The sequence below is a fragment of the Streptomyces sp. NBC_00210 genome (assembly GCF_045160975.1).
Taxonomy (GTDB): domain Bacteria; phylum Actinomycetota; class Actinomycetes; order Streptomycetales; family Streptomycetaceae; genus Streptomyces.
On record NZ_CP108120.1, the window covers coordinates 374,399 to 392,499 of the forward strand.

Consider the following 18,101-nt stretch of genomic DNA (forward strand, 5'->3'; position numbering starts at 1 on the left):
AGTGAGGAGCTTGGCGCCTGGATCACGGAAGTGGACGCGTCGTGTGCGACGAGCGCGTCGAACACCTCCTGGCAGTCCGGGCCGGCTACCACAACCCGCGGATCGTACTTGGGAACGGGGCCTTGCACGGGCGCGCTGTCAGCCTGCGGCACGTCCTTCTCCCGTAGCAGGAGTGACTTCAACTGTGCGGTCGTCAGCGGCCGAGGCCCCGAGGGCGACGGCGCCACGAACGCCGACGCCGCATCCGTCCCCGTTCTGTCATCGACCGAATCCTGTGCCGAACACCCGGAGACGACGAACACTCCGGCAGCCACCACCGCATTCGCCAACTTCCAGCACCTCGTCCGCACTCCCACTGCCCCCCTGATCTGCTTCGCCTGAGACGGGCAGACGCTACGGCCCGGAGATACGGTTCGGCTACCCCGACCAGCACACCCCGCCCGTGTCACGCACCCGGGCGGCTCCCGACGACGTCCTTGACTCCGGGTGAACTCAGCTGCGGCTTAGGGGCCGGCTTGCGGTGCTGAGGGAGGTCGGCAGGAAGGTGTGCTCCCGGGATGTGCCCCGACCACGGCGAAATCCCCGGGCGAGGCCGGCAACCTGTCACTCGTTCGTGGGGCGGGGCCGCTGTTCCCGCAAGCCTCCTGTTCCTGGCGCTGGAAAATCCGGCCATGGGGACTGGCAGGCGGACACGGCGGGTTGGCGTGCTCTATCTCGTGTTGGCAGTTGGCGGCATGGCCGGGGCCGTGTGCATTGCCGTCCGTTTCGACCTGCGGGTGGCAGAGACGGTAGCGGCTCTGCTTCCGTCCGTAGGCGGCCTGTACCTGTCTTGGGCAACCTTCCGGGCCGATCGGCGGGAGGCAGCCGACGGGTACGGCGTGGCCCAGATCGCCGATCGGCTGGCAGTGGCCGTGCGGGGCCAGTGGGAGTCGGAGGCCCGGGTGCGGCGGTTGAACGACCCCTACCCGCTCCCGGTCTCCTGGCAGGCAGCCGATCCGCGATTCGGCGAGTCGTGGTCTCTCCTGCGGGAGATGGCCGAGGACTGGCCGTCCGGCCGGTCGGCTCCTCCTTCCGGCTGGGCCACTGGGCCTGCTGAACTGGCCGGGACAGGCGGGGAGATCACCGAGGTGTTCCTGGAACGGGTGCCGACACGCCGCCTTGTGGTCCTCGGTGACCCGGGAAGCGGGAAGACGATGCTGCTGATCCGCTTGTTGTTGGCCTTGGCCGCCGAGCGCACCGAGGGAAGCCCGGTTCCGGTGCTGTTCCCGCTGGCCTCGTGGAATCCTGCGGAGCAGACTCTGGAATTCTGGATGGCGCAACGGCTCGCGCGTGACTACAGCGGTCTTGGCACCCCAGAGGTGGGGCATGCAGAACACCCCGGGCAGGTCAGCCATGCCCGAGCACTACTGGAGCGCCAACTGATCCTGCCGGTCCTGGACGGGTTCGACGAGATTCCCGAACCGTTCCGCGCCATGGCGCTGGATGCGATCAACGCCGCCCTGCCGCTCGGCCAGCCGCTGGTGCTGTCCAGCCGCGTGACGGAGTACGGGGACACGCAGGCCCCGGCCCGCGGGGTACCGGTCAGGCTTTGCGGTGCCGCCGCCGTGGAGCTGCGCGCCGTGGACGCGCCGGACGTCGCCGACTATCTGAAACGGGATGCCGGGGGCCGGCACACAGCGGCGGCTGCCCGCTGGGATCCGGTGATTCGCCTGCTCGGCACCGATGCCCCCGTGGCACGTGCACTGACCACACCACTGATGCTCTTTCTGGCCAGGACGGTGTACAACCCCCGGCCGGGGGAACAAGCCGCTGTCCTCCCCACGCCTGGGGACTTGTGCGATCCGACCCGCTTCCCCGACACCGCAGCTGTCCGGACCCATCTCTTCGACGCGTACGTGCCGGCCGCCTACCGGCCACATCCGCGGTATCCGTGTCGTTGGTCTCCCCAGCAGGCCGAGCAGGCCCTGCGGTTTCTGGCGCGACACCTGCAACACACCCTGGGCGGTACTGCCGACCTGGCCTGGTGGCAGGTGCGCCGTGCGCTGCCGCCCCGTATCGCCCAGGTGGTGACAGGAGTTGTCCTCGGTGTGGTGGCCTGGACCGCCGCCGGCGTGGTGGGCAGGTTCACGGCGCTACTCGCCGGCCTCGACTCCGGGTGGCAGACGGGCCCGCCCGCAGCCGTCGTCGCGGGCCTGGCCGGAGGGATCGCAGGCGGCATCGGCTGCGGCCTCGTCGCAGGGGTGACCGGGGGCATCGCCGAGGGCGTGCCCCAGGTGCTGAGCACTGGGCAGCCAGGATCGCTACCGACCACGTTGGCCTATGGACTCGCCTACGGCTTCGCGGGCGGAATCGTCGGTGCCCTGTCGAGCAGACTCGCGGTTCGGCAGTCCGGGACGCCCTCGGGGCAACCACACTGCCGGATCTGGGACTGGCGCTTGTGCGCCCTCGGCTTCACCGCCGGGGCCGTCCTCTGGTTCGCGTTCCGCCACAACTACGGCCCGACGGCCGCGGCCGTCGGCGCGCTCGTCAACGGTACGGTCTACGCACTGGCCGGCGGAGCCGTCGGCGCTCGGGCAAGCAGCCTGTCCGCACGCCGCCCGAACGCCATCCCGACCGTGCGCACGCTGTGGGCCTGGAACTGGCGGGGCTTTTCGGTGGGCCTCGCCAGCGGCTCCACCATCGGCGTGACCCACTGGGGGGTACTCAGGATCCAGTCGGTCCTCACCGGCACTCCCTCCTACTCCTTCACCACCATGCTCGCTTTCTCATGCGCGTTCGGGCTTGCTGTCGGAATCGCCCACGGCCTCGCCGGCAAACCGGCTGATCTCGCCACCTCGGTCGGACCGGCCGCCCTCCTGAAGCAGGACCGAAGGATCTTCCGCAGGCTGTGGACTGTCGTCGGCCTCGCGGTCGGCGCCGCGTTCCTTCTGTGCTACGGCGTCGAATACGCCGTACAGGGCGGGTTCCCCTACGGTCTGGGCCGGGGGACCACGGGCGGACAGGCGATGGCGATGAGTCCGCCCCACATCATCGACCGCGGTCTCGCCTACGGACTCACCGTCGGCCTCGCGGCGGCGCTCGGCCACAACGCCTGGTGGTACTACACCCTTACCCGCTACCACCTTGCGGCGCGCCGACACCTCCCCCGGGACCTGACCGCCTTCCTCACCGACGCCCATGAACGACGCGGCGTATTGCGCCAGGTGGGAACAGTCCACCAATTCCGCCACATCGACCTGCAGCACCATCTCGCGGCCCCATCGCGTCCGCACGAGCCCGGGGCGTCGCGCCCGCCACTGCCCTGGCCACGATTCCCGCCGTCGCCGGTACGCGAAGGGCATCAGTGAAGGTTTCTCATTTCTATCGACTGACGACCCGAGCCGCTCACCCGGGAACTCGCCGAAGCCGGTGCAGAGGCGGCGGTGACGATCGGCCCGGAAACAGGCGCCGTAGAACGCCCCGAGCTCCTCGTCGGCCGCCATCCGCCACTGTGCGCTGCGGGTGCAAGGGCGCAGCCGGCGCATTGTTCGGGGAATGTACGGGCGGTGGCGCGCCCGCCGGGAGGGCGGCTTGATGTGGTTAGCATCGACGAGGTTGCCGCACGTGAGAGGCAGTGATGACGGAGTCCAGGGGCCTCGTGCTGATCGTCGAGGACGAACGCCACATCGCCGATGTGGAAAGGCTCTACTTGGCCCGCGAGGGCTTCGGTGTCCACGTCGAGACCGACGGGATTGCCGGGCTCGCGGCCGCGAGGCGGATGCACCCGGTGGCGATCGTGCTGGACATCGGTCTGCCGGACATGGACGGCATCGCCCTCTGCCGTGCCCTGCGTGACGTCGGCGACTGGACGCCGGTGCTGCTGGTCACCGCGCGCGGTGAGGAGGCCGACCGGATCCTCGGGCTCGAGTTGGGCGCGGACGACTACCTGACCAAGCCGTTCTCGCCGCGGGAGCTGGTCGCCCGGGTCAAGACCGTGCTGCGCCGGGCGGCCGGGCCGCCGGGTCGGCCGACCGAGAGCGTCGGCCGGCTCAGCGTGGACCCGATCAGCCGCACCGTGCGCTGCGACGGCGAGCTGGTCGAGCTCACCGCCACCGAGTTCAAGTTGCTCGCGTATCTGCTCCAGCACGTGGGGCAGGTCTTCACCCGTGAGCAGCTGCTTGCGCGGGTCTGGGGGTACCCGGGCTACCGCGACACTCGGATGGTCGACGTCTTCGTCTCACAACTGCGCGCCAAGCTCGGCGAGGCGAGCCCGATCCGTACGGTCCGCGGCGTCGGCTACAGCGCGACGGCCTCCAGCGGGTGAACCGCCCCCGCTCCCGTCGTGGGTCGCTCGCACGCAACATCGTGGTCCTGACCACCGTGGTGGCAGCGCTCGCAGTGGCGCTGACCGGGCTGATCGCCTGGCAGACCGCCGAACACGGCGCGGAGCAGCGCGAGCGCGACCAACTGACGTGCCAGGCAACGGTGCTGAGCCGTCTGCCCGCCTTGTCCGAAGCTCTTTTTACCGGCGCCCAGGTACTGGCCGGGCCGAACAGTGTGCAGCTCGCCGTCATCGCCCCGGACGGAACGGTGAGCGGAACCGCTACCCCAGCCGTTGACATGGCCTCGAAATCGGCCCTGCTGGCGGGAGAGCCGGTCTCCACCAACAGCGTCCTGGGCGGCCAGGACGTGCTGCTGGTGGGGCAGTCCGGCGTGCGCGGCGGCGCGATCGTGCTGACCGAGCCCTACACGGTCGTCACCCAGAACACGAACCAGATCCGCCGCAACGTGATTGCGCCGCTGATCGTGGGCATGCTCGGCGCGGCACTGGCCGGAGCGCTCCTGGCCCGCCGCATCGCCCGCCCGCTCGCGGCGGCCGCGCAGATCGCGCACCGGCTCGCCGATGGCGAACGCGGCGTACCGGCCCCGGTCGACGGCCCACGGGAGACCGCGGACATCGGGCGCGCCCTCAATGTCCTGGACGACGCGCTGGCGCACAGCGAGAACCGGCAGCGGGAGTTCCTGCTCTCCGTCTCCCACGAGTTGCGCACCCCGCTGACCGCACTGCAGGGATACGCCGAGGCACTTGCCGACGGCCTGGTCGAGCCGGACCAACTGCCCGAGGTCGGCAGCATCCTGGCCGACGAGACACGCCGCCTGGACCGCTTCCTGGGGGACCTGCTGGACCTGGCCCGGCTGGAGGCGGACGACTTCCGTCTCGACACGGCCCCGACCGACATCTGCGCACTCGTCGCCGGGGCCGCTGCCTTCTGGACCGGCCCCTGCGCACGCCACGGCGTCGACCTACGGCTCGAGCAGTCCGGGCAGCCCGTCGTCGACACGGACGCCTTCCGGGTTCGCCAGCTGATCGACGGCCTGGTGCAGAACGCCCTACGGGTCACGCCCGAGGGCGCACCCCTGGTCCTCGCCGTCCGCGCGGCTGCGGGCGGCGCGGCTGAACTGCAGGTCCGCGACGGTGGGCCTGGTCTGAGCGACGACGACGTACGCATTGCCTTCGACAGCGGCGCCCTCCACGAGCGCTACCGGGGCACCCGCCCGGTCGGCAGCGGCTTGGGCCTGGCCATCGCCCACCGCCTGACCGGCCGTCTCGGTGGCGCCATCGGTGTCGAAGGGCACGGCCCGGAAGGCGGCGCCTGCTTCACCGTCACCCTCCCGCCGTCACCCGACGGCGCTTGAGGACTCGCGAGCCCTCGTCCCGGCGGGCGCACAGCCGCCCGTACATTCCCCGAACATTGCGCCAAAGGCCCCCTTACACGCGCCGCGCAGAGTGAGGCCCCATGAACACTGAATCGGCCCAGGGGCCTGGACTGCTCCACCAAAGCGGGCGCTGGTGTGCCCGGCACGCCTGGCGGGTTGTCGCCCTGTGGGTGGTGCTCCTTGTCGGCCTCGGGCTGGCCAACCACAAGTGGGGCGGCACCTTCGCGGACAGCTTCTCCCTGCCCGGCACCAGTGCCCAGACCGGTGCCGACCTGCTCAAGGCCCACACAACCAGTTCCGGGGGCACAGCCGCCCCGATCGTGATCACGTCCGACCAGGGTTCGGTTGCCAGTCACCGGACCGCGATCGACGCGGCCGTCAATGACCTGGCTCAGCTGCCGAACGTCCTCTCGGTGGCCGACCCGCTCACCACGCCTGGGGCGGTCTCCGCGAACGGCGACATCGCCCAGATGACCGTCCGCTTCAGCAGCAACCCGGCGAGCTTCGACCGCTCCTACCTCGCCCAGGTCGACACCGCCGTCGAGCCACTGCGCACCGACCACGTCACCGTCGAATACGGGGACCCGCTAGGGCAGCTGGCCGCACCCAAATCGGCCGACCGCGCCTCGGAGGCCATCGGTCTGGCTGTCGCCGTGCTCGTGCTGCTGATCGGCTTCGGCAGCGTCGCCGCCACCGGACTGCCGCTGCTGACGGCCGTGCTCGGCCTAGCCGTCGGCCTGGGCGGCCTCGGCCTGCTCGCCTCACACTTCAGCTTCGCGCAGGCGTCACCGACCCTGGCCGCGATGATGGGCCTCGGTGTCGGCATCGACTACGCGCTCTTCCTGGCCACCCGCTACCGAGCCCTGCTGCACTGCGGGATGGAACCCGCTGAGGCGGTCGGGCGGACCGTTGCCACCAGCGGCCGCGCCGTGCTGGTCGCCGCCGCCACGGTCGCCATGGCGCTGGGCGGGCTCTGCGTCTCCGGCATGAGCTTCATCGGCACCCTCGGCGTCGCGGCCGGGCTCAGTGTCGTCGTCGCCGCTGCCGCGTCCGTGACACTGACCCCCGCGCTGCTGGGTCTGCTCGGCCGCCGCATCGACCGCCTTCACGTGCGCACGCCGGTCGCCGAACCCACCGGCGAGTCGGACGTGTGGCACCGCTGGGCCGTCAAGGTCAGCCGGCGCCCCTGGCTCTTCCTGGTCAGCGGCCTGCTCCTGCTCGGCACACTCTCCATTCCGGTCGCGTCCATGCAGCTCGGCCACGTCGACGCCGGAGCACAGTCCACCGGCAAGACCGACCGCCGTGCCTACGACCTGATCACAGAGGGATTCGGCCCCGGCGCCAACGGCCCCCTCACCGTGGTCACCCACCTCGACAGTCGGCAGGTCGCCGGCCAGAGCGAGCGCCAGGACCTCGCCACCACGCTCCAGCACACGCTGGCCGCCGTGCCCGGCGTCGCCTCCGTGACACCCCCGGCCCCCAGCCCCGACCACGACCTGCTCATCACCACCGTCACCCCCACCACCGGCCCGCAGGAACAGGCCACCACCGACTTGATCCACACACTGCAGAACGACACGGTGCCGCAGGCGCTGTCCGGCACCGGTGCCACCGGCTACGTCACCGGCACCACCGCCGCCACGCAGACCTTCACCGACACCCTCGTCGCCCAACTGCCCCTGATCATCGGTGTGGTCGTCGCCGCCGCGTTCCTGCTGCTGCTCACCGTCTTCCGCAGCCTGCTGGTCGCGCTCAAGGCCGCCGTGCTCAACCTGTTCTCCATCGCCGCCTCCTACGGCGTGGTCGTCGCGGTCTTCCAATGGGGCTGGGGCGGCGCGCTGTTCGGCGTCACCGAGAAGGTTCCCGTCGAGTCCTACGTGCCGATGATGATGTTCGCCATCGTCTTCGGGCTCTCCATGGACTACGAGGTCTTCCTGCTCTCCCGGATCCGCGAGACCTGGCTGCACCGAAAGGACAACCACCTGGCCGTCGCCACCGGCCTCGCCGCCACGGCCCGCGTCATCACCTGCGCAGCACTGATCATGACCAGCGTCTTCCTGGCGTTCCTGCTCTCCACGAACGTCGCCGTCAAGATGCTCGCCCTCGGCCTCGGCGTCAGCGTCATCATCGACGCCACCGTGGTCCGCCTGCTCTTGGTGCCCGCGTCCATGTACCTCTTGGGGCGCGCCAACTGGTGGCTACCCGGCTGGCTGGACCGGCTCCTTCCGCATCTCGACCCGGAAGGACCCGCCGCGGCGCCCAACTCCCTGCCCGCACCCGCCCCTGCGCCTGCACCCGCACCCGCACCCGCACCCGCACCCGCCCGAGGAGACCAGCGATGAAGCACCGCCTGACGAAAACCTGGGCAGCCATGCGCGGCCACCTCGTCCTCACGGTCACGACCGCCGTGTTCCTGGTAGCCGCCGTCGCCACAGGCGCGGCCGAGTTCACGGCCCGCAACATGATCCAGAACCGCATCGCCGAAGCAGCACCCTCCCTCGGCGACAACGTGGCGGTCAGCGTGGCCGGCGGCTGGGTCCTGTGGGACCTGGCACACAAGAACATCCCCAGACTCGACATCCGCAGCGACGACGCCCGCCTCGGACCCCTCTCCCAGGTCTCCGTCCACGCACAGCTCGACCACGTCCGCCTCGGCGGCACGGCCACCGTCGAAAGCACCCACGTCCAGGTGACCGCCCGGACGCAGTCCCTCGCCGCCGCGATCCAAGCCGTCGCGCCGTCCGTACCGGTCGCCTCGGTCACCACCGACCCGGCGAAGGGAACCATCCTCGCCGCCGTCGGCCTTGGCGGCGCCGGACAGCTGACGCTGCATCCCGTACTCAAGGACGGGAAGGTCACCCTCGCCGTCGACGGGCTCACCGTGTTCGGCCGCTCAGTCCCCACCAGCCGGCTCGGGATGGGCAACGGCGGCCCTGGATCGGCGCCGGGCGCGCAGAAGGACTACCCGCTCGGACTCAAAGCCACGTCCGTGCACGTCCAGCCGGACGGTCTGCACATCGCCCTGACGGGCGGCCCCAGCACCCTGGCCGACGCCTGACGACCGGATACGCCACACACATCAGCGGGGCTCGCAGCGGTACAGCCGGGCTGTGGGCAGCCCGCCTCGGGCAGCGCGCCGCCGACTCCATTCTCTCTTCCTCAGCCTCCGCCCTGGTCGCCCGGGCCCAACCCGGCCACCAACCACGGCCGCGCGACGGGACTTCGTACGCCTCTCTGACGCTTGGGCCAATCGCCCGGACCTGTGCGAGGGCACTGATGACCGGATACGGCAGGCAGTTGGACCGGCCGCCGCCACCGGAACGGGCGAGGAAGGTCCACCTGCGCCCGCCACGGTGCCGTCGGCGGGTACTCACCCCGACCCACGCCGTCGTACCGGTCTTACCACCACTACCTAGCCCTGCCGTTGGGCTCCTGCCCCGAAGGGCAGTGCACCAAGAGACAATAGTGACAGGGGAATTCGCGCGCATAACCTGGTGATCTCCCCGCCCCGCCGGGGAAACACGGGGAGAAGTGCGCTGCGAAGGACACACGTGAAGATCATCCACAAAACTGCGTTCGCACTCGCCGGCTCCGCCCTGCTGGCCTCCGCCGGCGCCGCCCAGGCCGCACCCGCGGCCGACGGCGCTGAGGCCAAGGCAGCCACCGGCCAGTACAAGATCCTGAAGAACCTGAAGTACCGCGGCCCCGGCGACGCCCCCCTGCGCCAGGGCTACTACAAAAACGGCAAGGGCTTCGGCTGGACGAAGATCAACAAGAAGCACGCCATCACCAAGTACGGCGCGGTCGAATTCATCACCAAGGGCCCCAACCGCAAGCATCAGGGCGGCAAGTCCTACCGGCAGTGGGCCTACGCCGGCAAGTACAAGTGCCGCAACGGCGTCTGCAAGCTCGTCAAGCAGTACAAGGTGCTCGCCGTCGTCAACGAGGACATCCGCCACTCCGGACGGGACCACAAGCCCAAGGGCGTCATCACCGCCTACTGCGAAGGTATCGTCCGCTGCCCGGCCTGGGTAACCATCACCCTCAACAAGCAGAACCAGGGCATCCGCGCCGCCGACACCCCCAACGGCGAATCCCTGCTGTCCGGTTACAAGGAGTTGTCGAAGTCCTACACCGTCAAGGCGAAGACCGCGGCAGTCCCCACGGAGAAGTACCAGGCGGCCCACAAGCCGCTCGCCTCGCCCGCGGCCATCCGCTGACTGGTCCTACACCCTGATGCGTTCGCGCAAACACCCGCGCTACGCTCACCGCGTCCCCGGGGGCACCATTCCCCGGGGACGCGTCCTTTCCTTCCCGGGAGGAACCCATGACCCCAGCCACCCGAGCCTCCTACGGGCCCCTGGACGGCTCTGCGCCCAAGCCCGGGCCGGCAGGCCCCGCCGAGGGGGCGGCGTTCGTCGGCCGCGTCGCCGACATCATCTGCGACCACGGCCGGGCCGGGCTCGAACTGCGCAGCCTCGACATCGCGTCGATGTCGGTCAGCTTCCACCAGAACCTCCCCGACGCCCGTGTGCCGCTCTTCCCCTACGGGGACGCCACCAACCCGGCAGCGCTGCCGGGGTGGGCGCCGGCGGCGTGCTCGCCCGGGTGGGCGCACCTGGCGTTCCTGCTGTGGGAGGTGGCACCGTTCGCCGACAACGGCGCGGGCGGTGTGGCGCTGATGCAGGTGCATGTGGCAGAGGGTGTGCGTGCGTCGGATCTGGTGTTCTCGTTCGCGGGGCGGATTTGGGTGATTGAAGTGGCGTTGGAGGGGCGTCCGGACGGCCTGGAGGATGCGGGGGCACGGGTGGCGGAGCTGTTCGAGACCGGTGAGCACCTGAAGCTGGTTAAGGAGGACCGGGGCGGAATGGTAGTGCTCGGCGAGGTGCTGTAGAAGGTTGGTTGGCTCGCGACCAGGGCCAGCTGCACCGGAGCCGCTTCGCAGGCGCCTCAGCCACCCGCGGTCTCCTTGCCGCCACCTGTCTCCGCGCTCAGCTGGTCGGGGTCAAGAGCGGCTGGGGTCACGCTCCGGCGCGGTCGCCTCCGCGAGCGTCACACTTCGGACAGGCGCCACGGAAAGGCGCCGTGCGGCAGTTCGCATCGTGAGCGCCCTTCACCCGGGCGGTCCCGACTCGAAAGCGTTCACCGCGGGGAGGCACTTCACATGTCTGTGATTTTCTTCGATATCGGGGCGAACCTGGCGGATGCTCACGTGGAACCCGACGGCTCCCTGACACTTCAGCCCCGACCGCGCGTTATGGCAGTGCTCGACGCCCTCCGTGGAGTCCCCAATGGCATCATCTCCAACCCCGGGCAGGGCGACGGTGCCGCCGCACGGGCAGCGGCCGCGCTCCACGAGGCGTTCCCCGGCCGTTTCACGGACGAGGCACTTGTGCACTGGCGTGCCAAGGACAGCCGCAGGATCTTCGATCAGGCGGTCGCGAGTGCAGGGGGAGCGGCGGCCGACGACTGTGTCTTCGTGGGCGAGGACGCCCAGGAGCGCGCGTTCGCACGCGAGGCGGGGATGCGTACGGCGGCCCACCCGGTGTTCGCTCTTGCCGCGATGGAAAACCGTCCTGTGCTGCGGACGCGGATCGAGCTGTCGGACGGCCTGGGCCTGCCCGAGCTGACCGCGGCCGTGAACGAGACCGAGGCCGTTGTCGTGCAGGCCGTCTCCGACCGGCTCGCGCTAACCATGGCGACCACGCAGGGCGCCGAAGCACTCGAGCGCGCCGGTTTCAGGGTGGACCTGCGGGGGCCGGTGGATGACACGGCGGCTTTCCCGATCCGGGACGACCAGCCGGTCTCGGCAGCCGAATCGCTCGCGGACGCCCCTCACGAAGCCCCGTAGGCGGCCGGGCCGACGCAGCACTCGACGGCCGCCTTGTCGGCCCCCGGCAGGCATCCGGCAGGCATCCGGACGTCAACGAAGAAAGTGCACAGTATGGGTACGAACAGCGATGAAGGCCGGAGGAACACCGCCGAAGGCGGACAGAGCGATGACGCCGAGCGCCGAGCGACCGAGAAATTCATCAGCGACCTGCTGGCGCGGGGCGAGGCGGTGTTCGAGGGTGAGGAGCCGACACCGAGTACGACGCACGTCATCAAGCGCGGGGACGACGGACGGCTCACCGTCCGTCGTCTGCGCTTTTTCCACTGACTGCTCAGTCGAAGCACCGCCGGACCAGGGCGAAACCCTCGCCGGTCACGCTCCGCGTGATCTCGTGCGTCTTGAGCCGGGAGGGGCTGTCGTCGACGAACGCCGCATTGGAGCGGTGCTCCTCGGGTACGTGGACGCGGCCGCGGCGGAGGAGGTCCTCGAGGAACGACGTGGCGACCCGCTCGGGGTCGGCGGGCCGCACCGAGCCGCCGGCGGGGTCCGAGCCCGCGATGCCGAACCGTCGTTCCGCCGCGGGGGCGGAGAGGGTGAGGGGCTGAGTGACACCGTACGTCGCCCCGTGGACCGTGACGGCCGTGAGCCCCTCGTCGTCACCACCGCCCGGCGTCGCCTCGGCGATTCCGGCGCCTCGGCGTGCCACCTCCGGCTCGGTGATGGACGCTGCGGCCTCCAGGGAGAGGATGCCGTGACGGATGAACGCCGAGCGCAGGGACTGACCGTACTTGCCGCCGTTCCGGCGCTGCTCCGCGGCGATCATGTGACCGGCGACCTGTGCGTAGTAGGCCGACACCACGGGCGCGGCCACGGCAGCATCCACCAGCAGCTGTCCCGCGATCTCGGCCGCCTTGGCCAGACCGGCCTGGTCCTGCAGGTCCTGCTGCCGGAAGATCCCGGCGACGATCTTGAGGAACGCGCCACTGAACAGCCGGGAGAACGAGTGCGGCTCGCTGGAGAGCATGTTCGCGGGTCCGCTCGGTGGCAGCTGCACCGGGTCGCCGTAGAAGAAACTGTTCGACAGATTACGCAGGCAGTCCGGGTCGACCGCGTTCGGGTGGCCCTGGCGGATCGCCCAGCCCAGTTGCTCGGCCATCCTCGTAACCCGCGAGGACCGTTCGAGGTCGCCCTGTGTCTCGGCCAGTACCGCGATCCGCAGCGATTCCAGCCGGAGTGAGGTCAGCAGCGCGCTGATGTCACCGAACGCCTCGTGCAGGGCAGCCGCCTCTGCGCTCGCCGCGTTGAACAGTTGAGGGCGCAGGGCGTCGAGGATCGCGTGCCCCGTCTCGTGCTCGACGACCTCGGAGCTCTCGCACGCGGCGACGGTGACACCCGCCACCGTGCGGCGGAAGAACCACAGGCCTCTACGGTCGTAGAAGGCGTTGAGGTCGATTCCTGCGTTGAGGTGCGATGTGAGCGCGCGGCCCACCGTCGGATGCCACTGCGTTCCGGTCGGAACGAGCGGACCCCAGGTCTGGCTGGTCCTGCTGAGCGCGTCGGCCGCCACCCAGTAGCGGAAGGCCTCGGTGCCCGGCCCGGCACCGTCCGGCTGCGGCGTGCTTTCCGCGATGGCCGTCGGGAAGGGCTGAGTGTCGAGATGTGGAACGGGATGCGGTACGGGCATGTTGACGTGCGGATGAAATCCGGGGTCGTCCTCGTACACCAGAACCGTCGGGATCGCGGCTTGCTGTTGCTGCACCGTCATGGCGCCTCGCTGAAAGGGGAGAGATTTCGGATGGTGGAATCCACCACAGGGACGAGAGTCCCTCATGGTCAGTACGAGACCCGGGTAGCCCGGTGTCAATCCGAACAGAGGCAGGTAGGGCCGTCTCCGGCCAGCGGTGGCAGCAGACGAGCGGGCGGTCGCTCTTGGCACGTGGCCGGTGCGCACCTGCCACCGGAACCGGCGACAGGATGGCGGCCAGACGGGTGACGGTGAGACTGTCAGCCGCGGCCGGTCAGCAGGACTGCGAGCGGCGTTCCATGCCCGTCGATGATCAAGTGTCGCTTCGACCGCCCGGCCCCGGTCGACCGGCGACTGGCCCTTGTGCTTGTCGACCGGGGCCCGTGAACGACGGAGGCCCGCACGGGTTTTGACCTACCGCTCGTGCGGGCCTTGCGCATGGTCGACGCCCAGGTGGCGGCATCGCGGCGTTGCGACGTCCGGAACACGCTGCATTGCGGGCCGACAGCGCCGCCGTCACCTTGGCGAGCCGGACGGTCAGCCGGGGGCTCGGCCGCTCAACGTCTATCCCGCCCTCCATCGGAACGGTGCCCGCTCGGCCGCGCGCCCCGAGTGCATGTCAGCGGAGGATAGGCACCCCACCTGGATCTGCCGATTACTCCGAGTTATTGATAATCAGCGCGTGCCGACCGGGTGTGACAATCGATCTGCTGCGCGCGGGTCAAGCTCGCCCTTGGGATCGGACGTGGAGTCCCCAACCGGTCGAAGCAAGGAGCGCGTACATGAGTCCTGCCAACAGGACAGGGTCCCGACTGGGACCGCTGCCTCGTCGAGCCAACTGGACCACGGGCTGCGCGATCGCCTCACTCGCGCTGGTCCTGGCGGCCGGGCTGGTCAGTCCGGTCGCGGTCGCGGCTCAGAGCATGGGCGAAGGCGTGAGCGTGTCGAGCGGCCCGGGCGGCGGAGACGACAACTGCAGGGACGGGTCGGACCGCGGTGGCAAGGACAAGTGCAGGAGGGGCCCGACGGGCGCGACCGGTGCGACGGGACCGACAGGTCCTACGGGGCCGACGGGCGGGCCGGGTCCAACAGGTCCTACGGGGCCGACGGGCCCGCAGGGCGGGCCGGGTGCGACGGGTGCGACGGGCGGGCCGGGTCCAACAGGTCCTACGGGGCCGACGGGTGCGACGGGACCGACCGGGGCTACGGGGCCTGCCGGGCCCACGGTCAATGTCGGTGCGAGCATTTTCGCCGCCGAATCTCAGACCATCCCGACCAACGCCGAGACCCAGATCACTTTCAGTGGCGCCGCCTACGACACGGACACGATGTTCGACTCGACGAACTCGACGCTGGAGGTCAACACCGCCGGGCGCTACCTCCTGAAGGGAAGGATTCTCTGGGACTTCACTGCGAATGACGAGGGGCAGCGTCAACTTCGTATCTCCGTCAACGGCAGTGTCGTCGCCTTTGACGGGCAGGACACCGCGGACGCCCCGGTCGGCATGGGCACCTCGCAGGACGTGTCAACGATTGTTCAGCTGAATGTCGGTGACGTGATCTCCCTCAGGGTCTTCCAGACCACCGGAAGTGTCGCCACCTCGACCTGGCTGTTCACAGGAGAGACCAACGTGGCTCCCCAGCTCCAGGCGGAGTGGCTCGCGCCGTAGGCCACGCCCTCGGTCCGACCACATCCCCACACGTCCACCGCGGCCGAGAACCCCTGTCGGAGAAGTCGGGCAGGGGCTCTTCGGTGTCGCGGCGCCGCAGCACCTCCTCGACCGCGGCCCGCTCCGTGGCGGGTCCGAAGCCTCCCTGGCAGACCCTTGTGCGGGTTGCACGTCAGCACCATCCGGTGATCAGAAAGAGACGCCCTGGCCCCAGTGCCGTTGCATTTCGGCATGGTCCTGTTGTGGTGGGTGGATGAGGCGGTGCGCTGCTCGGTCCGGCCGCACGCAGCGACCGCCCGATCCACCAGGTCCGGGCGTGTTCCCACAGGAAGCACAGCAGCGTCCAGAGCGGAACTGACTTGGGATCAATTTCGCGGCCGAACCGCTGATCGAAGGTGCCGGTCTGGCTACGATGAACCCCCGAATTCGCGGTGCGCGACAGGAGGAACACCTGTGCCCGAGATCGATTTACTGCTCGGCCAAATCGTGCCGGCAGTCGCAGCGGCGGTGGGCGCCTACGGCGACTCCGTACTGACCAGGGCCGAGGATGAAGCGGCCGGGGCGACGGTGCGGCTGGGGCAGCGGCTGCTCGACCGGATCCTGCACCGCAGCGCCGACGCCGACCCGGTTCGAGCCGCCGTCACCAACCTGGCGGACGCGGCCCCGAACACGCTGGCCTCGCGGCGCACAGAGTTGAGGGATGCCCTGCAGGAGGTACTGAGGGACACCCCGGAGCTTGCTGCTGAGCTGTCGGCGCTGCTGCGGGAGCGTCCGGCCGTCCAGGCCGGCGGTGCCCACAGCGTCGCCCTCGGCGGAGACAACTCCGGGATCATCTCGACCGGCGAGGGCGCGACGAACACCCTGCACCAGTGAGCGTCGGGCCTGGTCCCCAGGAGCTGGACCCCGCTGTGCATACCCCTGGCCAGCCGGGCGGCGACCGGTCGATCAAGGTCGACGGTGGCAACTCGGGCATCGCGAGCACCGGCGACAACGCGATCAACGTGCTCATCAGCGCCGGAGAGATCTCCGCCGAGGACACGCTGGCCGAGATGGTCGATCGGCTTGTGCAGGCCGTCCGCGCCAGGCGTAGCTCCGTTGAGGACACGCTGGCCGACAAGGCCCATCTCCTCGCGCAGAACGTCAGCGACCGCCTGCAGCGTGAGGAGGAACAACAGCGGTTACGGGATCCGCACCCGTTGCCTGTGCACTGGCAACTGGCACCTCCGAAGGCGCCCGGCCGCCGGGACAGCATCCGCAACGCCCTGGCCGGGGCGACAGCTGTTCCCCCGCTGGACCTGGCCGGTCAGCTGGATGAGATCGCGGCCGTCTACGAGCGGACAGAGTCCGGCTGGCTGATGGTGCTGGGCGGGGCAGGCTCGGGGAAGAGCATCCTGACGCTGCGTTTCGCACTGGCCCGGCTGAAAACGCGCACTCAATCCGACAGAACACCGGTACCGGTGATCTTCAGCCTGGGATCGTGGAATCCCACCACCACCCCACTGCGGGACTGGTTGATCAGCCACTTGGAGCGGGACCAGCCCTTTCTGGCCGGAGCCAGCCCCAACGGATCAACGTGGGCCGCCGCGCTGGTCGGTGCCGGCTACGTCCTACCGATTCTGGACGGGTTCGACGAGATCGCCAACGGCCTGCGCGGACCCGCGCTGAAAGCACTCAACGCGGCCACCCTGCCGCTGCTGGTGACCAGTCGCCACGCCGAACTCGAAGCCGCCGTGAGGGCAACCAAGGTTGTTCCCTGCGCCGTCGGTATCGAATTGACCGACCTCACCCTGGACGACTCCGTCAACTACCTGCTGCGCGCCACCAATACGACCCTCACCAACGGCACGGACACCACCACCCCGACCGGGTGGCAGCACGTCCTGAACGAGTTGCGCTGCCATCCCCACACACAAGCCGGCGCCAATCTCGCCGCCGTGCTGACAACCCCCCTGATGGTCACACTTGCCCGCACCATCTACGAATCCGACCGCAACCCATCGGAGCTGCTGGACATCAAGCAGTTCAGCACCCGAGAAGCCCTTGAAGACCATCTCCTGGACAACTTCATCCCCACCGCCTACTCGCGCTTTCTCAGCAACCCACCCGCGGCAGAACAGCGGCGCTGGGACCCCGAACTCGCCCAGCACTGGCTCGGCTACCTCGCCGCGCACCTGAGACAACTCAAGACACATGACATTGAATGGTGGCGGCTGGGAACGAGCATGAATCTCTCCTCACGGATGCTCGTGGTCGGGGTCACGGTCGGAATTCTGTCGGGGCTCACGGTCGGGCTCGTGTACGGGTCCACGCTCGGGCTCGTGTACGGGCCCGCGTGGTGGCTGAGTGAGGGAGTCGTCGACATTCTTCTGAATGGGCTCGGGATCGGGCTCGCCTTCGGGCTCATGCACGGCTTCGCCACGAAGCTCAAGGCCGGCGGCCCGGTATTTGAGCCGTCGCGCATGCACATACAGATCCGCGGCGGGTCGAAGAGAGTGAAGGAGAGTTTCCTCCCCAGAATTCGGGGCGGACTCGCGGGCGGCCTCGTATTCGGAGTCGTGTTCGGCCTCGGACTCGCGGCCTATTGGGTTCTCCTGGGTTATCCCGCGCTCAATATCGCGCTGGTGTTCTGGACCGGGCTGGTGATCGGGATCGGGCTCGGCCTCGCGGTCGGAATCACGTTCGCGCTCATGGCCGGGCTCGAGGCTGTCATCGAGAGAGAATCCTCAGTCGGCCCGTCGGCGCTGTTGACCACAAACCGCACAACCGTGCTGACCCAACTGCTCGCGGTCGGGCTCGTGATCGGGCTCGGGTACGGGATCACGATCGGGCTCGTGAGCGGATTCGTACTCGGCCTCGCGACCGGGCTCGCGGCCGGGCTAGCGGTCGTGCTCGGGGTCGGCACTTTGACCGCTTGGGGCCGATGGGTGCTCCTGGCCCGCCTCTGGCTACCCCTGACAGGGCGGCTCCCGTGGGCAGTGAACGCTTTCCTGGACGACGCCTACCAGCGAGGCGTGCTGCGCCAGGCCGGCGCGGTCTACCAGCTCCGCCATGCGCGGCTCCGGGATCGCCTGGGCGATGTCTATGAGGAACACCGCAACCAACACCTCGCTTGAACCGCGGTCTGCCGATGTGCAGCGTGTCGGCGAGCTGGGGACAT

The 18,101-nt window shown here is 69.5% G+C and carries 13 protein-coding genes and 1 pseudogene; 12 read left to right on the forward strand and 2 right to left on the reverse strand.

All coding sequences use genetic code 11. The features are described 5' to 3' along the window. The first annotated feature begins 878 nt into the window (after window positions 1-878). The 9 genes from OG729_RS02005 to OG729_RS02045 all read left to right on the forward strand — a co-directional run bounded on the left by OG729_RS02005 (window position 879) and on the right by OG729_RS02045 (window position 11,857). The gene (locus tag OG729_RS02005; protein WP_405803854.1) at window positions 879-3,347 is read left to right on the forward strand and encodes an NACHT domain-containing protein; all 2,469 of its coding nucleotides are present in this window, start codon (window positions 879-881) and stop codon (window positions 3,345-3,347) included. A gap of 269 nt (window positions 3,348-3,616) precedes the next feature. Then, a complete protein-coding gene (locus tag OG729_RS02010) occupies window positions 3,617-4,303 on the forward strand; it encodes a response regulator transcription factor (RefSeq protein WP_405803856.1) in 687 nt (228 codons plus the stop codon). After that, complete coding sequence (locus tag OG729_RS02015) at window positions 4,300-5,676, forward strand: histidine kinase dimerization/phospho-acceptor domain-containing protein (protein ID WP_405803858.1); 1,377 nt, start codon at window positions 4,300-4,302, stop codon at window positions 5,674-5,676. The genes OG729_RS02010 and OG729_RS02015 overlap by 4 nt, the downstream gene beginning before the upstream one ends. 101 nt (window positions 5,677-5,777) lie before the next feature. After that, entirely contained in the window at window positions 5,778-8,039 is a 2,262-nt protein-coding gene (locus OG729_RS02020) for an MMPL family transporter (RefSeq protein WP_405803860.1), read from the forward strand. Then, a complete protein-coding gene (locus OG729_RS02025; RefSeq protein ID WP_405803862.1) occupies window positions 8,036-8,755 on the forward strand; it encodes a DUF2993 domain-containing protein in 720 nt (239 codons plus the stop codon). The genes OG729_RS02020 and OG729_RS02025 overlap by 4 nt, the downstream gene beginning before the upstream one ends. A 493-nt stretch (window positions 8,756-9,248) precedes the next feature. Next, window positions 9,249-9,917: a hypothetical protein gene (locus tag OG729_RS02030; RefSeq protein WP_360869428.1), complete on the forward strand. Its 669-nt coding sequence runs from the start codon at window positions 9,249-9,251 to the stop codon at window positions 9,915-9,917. 107 nt (window positions 9,918-10,024) lie between these two features. Beyond that, window positions 10,025-10,591, forward strand: coding sequence for a hypothetical protein (locus tag OG729_RS02035; RefSeq protein WP_405803879.1), 567 nt, complete (start codon window positions 10,025-10,027; stop codon window positions 10,589-10,591). A gap of 270 nt (window positions 10,592-10,861) precedes the next feature. Then, window positions 10,862-11,548 carry an HAD family hydrolase gene (locus OG729_RS02040; RefSeq protein WP_405803880.1) on the forward strand — a complete coding sequence of 229 codons (687 nt, stop codon included), beginning with the start codon at window positions 10,862-10,864 and terminating at the stop codon, window positions 11,546-11,548. Between the two features lie 93 nt (window positions 11,549-11,641). Continuing rightward, the gene (locus OG729_RS02045) at window positions 11,642-11,857 is read left to right on the forward strand and encodes a hypothetical protein (protein WP_405803881.1); all 216 of its coding nucleotides are present in this window, start codon (window positions 11,642-11,644) and stop codon (window positions 11,855-11,857) included. 4 nt (window positions 11,858-11,861) lie between these two features. On the opposite strand, the gene OG729_RS02050 is transcribed toward OG729_RS02045, so the two are convergent. After that, window positions 11,862-13,295 carry a hypothetical protein gene (locus tag OG729_RS02050; RefSeq protein ID WP_405803883.1) on the reverse strand — a complete coding sequence of 478 codons (1,434 nt, stop codon included), beginning with the start codon at window positions 13,293-13,295 and terminating at the stop codon, window positions 11,862-11,864. A 157-nt stretch (window positions 13,296-13,452) separates the two neighbouring features. Then, window positions 13,453-13,676 (reverse strand): annotated as a pseudogene (locus tag OG729_RS02055) (IS5/IS1182 family transposase); the annotation flags it as partial. Between the two features lie 380 nt (window positions 13,677-14,056). Between OG729_RS02055 and OG729_RS02060 the strand changes: the two are divergent. From OG729_RS02060 to OG729_RS02070, 3 genes are all read left to right on the forward strand, one after another. Next, complete coding sequence (locus tag OG729_RS02060; protein ID WP_405803885.1) at window positions 14,057-14,944, forward strand: hypothetical protein; 888 nt, start codon at window positions 14,057-14,059, stop codon at window positions 14,942-14,944. A gap of 453 nt (window positions 14,945-15,397) precedes the next feature. Continuing rightward, window positions 15,398-15,817 carry a hypothetical protein gene (locus OG729_RS02065; protein ID WP_405803886.1) on the forward strand — a complete coding sequence of 140 codons (420 nt, stop codon included), beginning with the start codon at window positions 15,398-15,400 and terminating at the stop codon, window positions 15,815-15,817. Between the two features lie 128 nt (window positions 15,818-15,945). Further along, a complete protein-coding gene (locus OG729_RS02070; protein WP_405803887.1) occupies window positions 15,946-18,057 on the forward strand; it encodes an NACHT domain-containing protein in 2,112 nt (703 codons plus the stop codon). Window positions 18,058-18,101: the final 44 nt, after the last annotated feature.

Bases quoted from the DNA above. Each gene is read 5' to 3' on its own strand.
- OG729_RS02045 (WP_405803881.1), top strand. From the start codon at position 11,642: ATGGGTACGAACAGCGATGAAGGCCGGAGGAACACCGCCGAAGGCGGA.
- OG729_RS02060 (WP_405803885.1), top strand. From the start codon at position 14,057: ATGAGTCCTGCCAACAGGACAGGGTCCCGACTGGGACCGCTGCCTCGT.
- OG729_RS02040 (WP_405803880.1), top strand. From the start codon at position 10,862: ATGTCTGTGATTTTCTTCGATATCGGGGCGAACCTGGCGGATGCTCAC.
- OG729_RS02020 (WP_405803860.1), top strand. From the start codon at position 5,778: ATGAACACTGAATCGGCCCAGGGGCCTGGACTGCTCCACCAAAGCGGG.
- OG729_RS02035 (WP_405803879.1), top strand. From the start codon at position 10,025: ATGACCCCAGCCACCCGAGCCTCCTACGGGCCCCTGGACGGCTCTGCG.
- OG729_RS02010 (WP_405803856.1), top strand. From the start codon at position 3,617: ATGACGGAGTCCAGGGGCCTCGTGCTGATCGTCGAGGACGAACGCCAC.
- OG729_RS02050 (WP_405803883.1), bottom strand. From the start codon at position 13,295: ATGACGGTGCAGCAACAGCAAGCCGCGATCCCGACGGTTCTGGTGTAC.
- OG729_RS02025 (WP_405803862.1), top strand. From the start codon at position 8,036: ATGAAGCACCGCCTGACGAAAACCTGGGCAGCCATGCGCGGCCACCTC.